Annotated in this window: 1 rRNA gene; it reads right to left on the bottom strand. The window is 63.0% G+C overall.

Annotation, left to right across the window (positions count from 1 at the left end):
- Nucleotides 1-2,925, bottom strand: a 23S ribosomal RNA gene (locus tag AB5202_RS09730); the annotation flags it as partial.
- Nucleotides 2,926-3,126 lie beyond the last annotated feature (201 nt).

The raw sequence follows: 3,126 nt of genomic DNA, 5'->3' as shown, positions 1-3,126 counted from the left end.
CCTTGCACCTGCCGTCTATCGACCAGGTAGTCTACCTGGGCCCTTACCGGAAGGAGAACTAATCCCTGGAACGGCTTCCCGCTTAGATGCCTTCAGCGGTTATCCGCGCCGCACGCGGCTACCCGGCCGTGCCGTTGGTCGACAACCGGTTCACCGGAGGTGCGTCCACCCCGGTCCTCTCGTACTGGGGGCAGCCTCCATCGATTCTCCTGCGCCCACGGAGGATAGGGACCGAACTGTCTCACGACGTTCTGAACCCAGCTCGCGTACCGCTTTAAACGGCGAACAGCCGTACCCTTGGGACCTGCTCCAGCCCCAGGATGCGATGAGCCGACATCGAGGTGCCAAACCTTGCCGTCGATGTGGACTCTTGGGCAAGATCAGCCTGTTATCCCCGGAGTACCTTTTATCCGTTGAGCGACGGCCCACCCACTCGGGGCCGCCGGATCACTAGAGCCTGCTTTCGCACCTGCTCGGCTTGTGGGCCTCGCAGTCAAGCCCGCTTGTACTCTTGCATTCAAAAGGACGGTTGCCGACCGTCCCGAGCGGACCTTCGCGCGCCTCCGTTACCCTTTAGGAGGCGACCGCCCCAGTCAAACTGCCCGCCTGGCACGGTCCCCGAGCCGGTTGACGGCCTCGGGTTAGGACGCCGGTCGCGCGAGGGCAGTATTCCAAGGGCGGCTCCCCGGGGGCTGGCGCCTCCGGATCTTAGCCTCCTGCCTATCCTCTACACGCGGGACCAGCGGCCAATGCCAAGCTGCAGTGAAGGTTCACGGGGTCTTTCCGTCCTTCCGCGGGTAAGTCGCATCTTCACGACCAGTGCAATTTCACCGGGTCCATGGTCGAGACAGCGCCCAAGTCGTTGCGCCTTTCGTGCAGGTCGGAACTTACCCGACAAGGAATTTCGCTACCTTAGGACCGTTATAGTTACGGCCGCCGTTTACCGGGGCTTGGCTTCGGGGCTTCGCCGAAATGGCTAACTCCTCCGCGTGACCTTCCGGCACCGGGCAGGCGTCAGACCCTATACGTCGCCTTGCGGCTTCTGCAGAGTCCTGTGTTTTTGGTAAACAGTCGCTTGGGCCTCTCCACTGCGGCCCGCCTCCGCTCCCCGGGCGAGCCGGTTCACGTACGCGCGGGCACCCCTTCTCCCGAAGTTACGGGGCCATTGTGCCGAGTTCCTTGACCATGGTTGACCCGATCGCCTCGGTATGTTCTACCCACCCACCTGTGTCGGTTTGCGGTACGGGCGCGCACGCGCCTGCCTAGGGGTTTTTCTAGGGACCTCGGGCTCACTCGCTTCGCTCAGTCGCTTCGTCCGGAGCCTCGCCCTCGTGCGGACCGGATTTCCCTGGTCCGCGGGCCGCGCTCCATCACGGGGACGTCCAGAACCCCGCCGAGCCACCCCCATCCGTCGCCCCGTCGGTCGTAGCGCCGCGTGCGCGGTGCAGGAATGTCTGCCTGCTGCGCGTCGGCTACGCCTACCGGCCTCGCCTTAGCCCCCGACTGACCCTGGGAGGATTAGCCTTGCCCAGGAAACCTCGGGTTCACGGCGGACGAGTTACTCTCTCGTCTCTCGCTACTCATGCCAGCATTCTCACTCCCATGCGCTCCACCGTCGGTCGCCCTCCGGCTTCTCCGCCCATGGGAAGCTCCCCTACCGATTCTAATGAATTAAAATCCCGCCGCTTCGGTGTCCAGCTTAGCCCCGTGTATTGTCGGCGCATGTCCACTCGACCAGTGAGCTGTTACGCACTCTTTGAATGGATGGCTGCTTCTAAGCCAACATCCTGGTTGTCTGGGCGGACGCACATCCTTTGCCACTCGGCTGGAACTTGGGGACCTTAGCGGGCGGTCCGGGCTGTTTCCCTCTCGAGCACACAGCTTAGCCCACATGCTCTGACTGCCGCGCTCTGGGCCGCCGGCATTCGGAGTTCGGTTGGATTCGGTAGGCGGCGAAGCCCCCTCGTCCATCCGGTGCTCTACCTCCGGCGGTGAACGCGCGACGCTAGCCCTAAAGCTATTTCGGGGAGAACGAGATATCTCCGGGTTTGATTGGCCTTTCACCCCTATCCGCAGGTCATCGCCGCCGTTTTCAACCGACGTGCGTTCGGCCCTCCACGGGGTCTTACCCCCGCTTCAGCCTGCCCACGGATAGCTCACCCGGCTTCGCGTCCGCGGCGCGGGACTCAAGTCGCCCTGTTAAGGCTCGCTTTCGCTCCGGCTCCCTTTCGGTTAACCTCGCCCCGCGCCAGCGACTCGCTGGCTCATTCTACAAAAGGCACGCCGTCACACCATAAAGGTGCTCCGACTGCTCGTGGGCGCACGGTTTCAGGTACTGTTTCACTCCCCTCCCGGGGTGCTTTTCACCTTTCCCTCACGGTACTGGTGCGCTATCGGTCACAGGGTAGTACTCAGGCTTGGATGGTGGTCCACCCAGGTTCGGACCGGGTTTCACGTGCCCGGCCCTACTCAGGGACCGCGTCGCGCCGTCCGGTCTGGGTTCGCGTACGGGGCTGTCACCCGCTGCGGCCGGCCCTCCCATGCCGTTCCGCTCCCCAGCCGGACCTGCGCCCGGGGGCGGCAGCCCCCGGATGCGCGGCCCTGCAACCCCGTCGGCGGAACCCCTGCCGGGTATGCCCGCTCGACGGTTTGGCCATCGGTCCCCTTTCGCTCGCCGCTACTCGGGGAGTCTCGAGATTGATTTCCTCTCCTCCGGGTACTTAGATGTTTCAGTTCCCCGGGTTGTCCTCCCCCCGCCTATGCGTTCAGCGGGGGGATATGCACACTGCTGTGCATGGGTTCGCCCATTCGGAGACCCCCGGGTCGAAGGATGTGTGCTCCTCGCCGGGGATTATCGCAGCTTGCCGCGTCCTTCATCGGCTCCCTGTGCCAAGGCATCCGCCGTGCGCCCGTGGTATCTTGCGGGACCGCATCGGGCCCGCGGGATATCCACGTGTCGCTAAAGTTAATTAATCGATATCATGAATAGCGCTCGTATGTCGCAATTCGGGTATCTCATACCGCGGCACAGCAGTTGTACTGTGCTCGCGATCAGATGCTCCTCACTCATATATAAGTGAATTCTTCTTGTTTGGATCGGATGAATGATTGCTATCATTCTTACGT

Source organism: Collinsella aerofaciens, from assembly GCF_040915545.1.
In the GTDB taxonomy this organism is placed as follows: domain Bacteria; phylum Actinomycetota; class Coriobacteriia; order Coriobacteriales; family Coriobacteriaceae; genus Collinsella; species Collinsella aerofaciens_BE.
The sequence above is the reverse complement of the archived record's forward strand: the minus strand, read 5'-3'. Positions and strand labels throughout refer to the sequence as shown.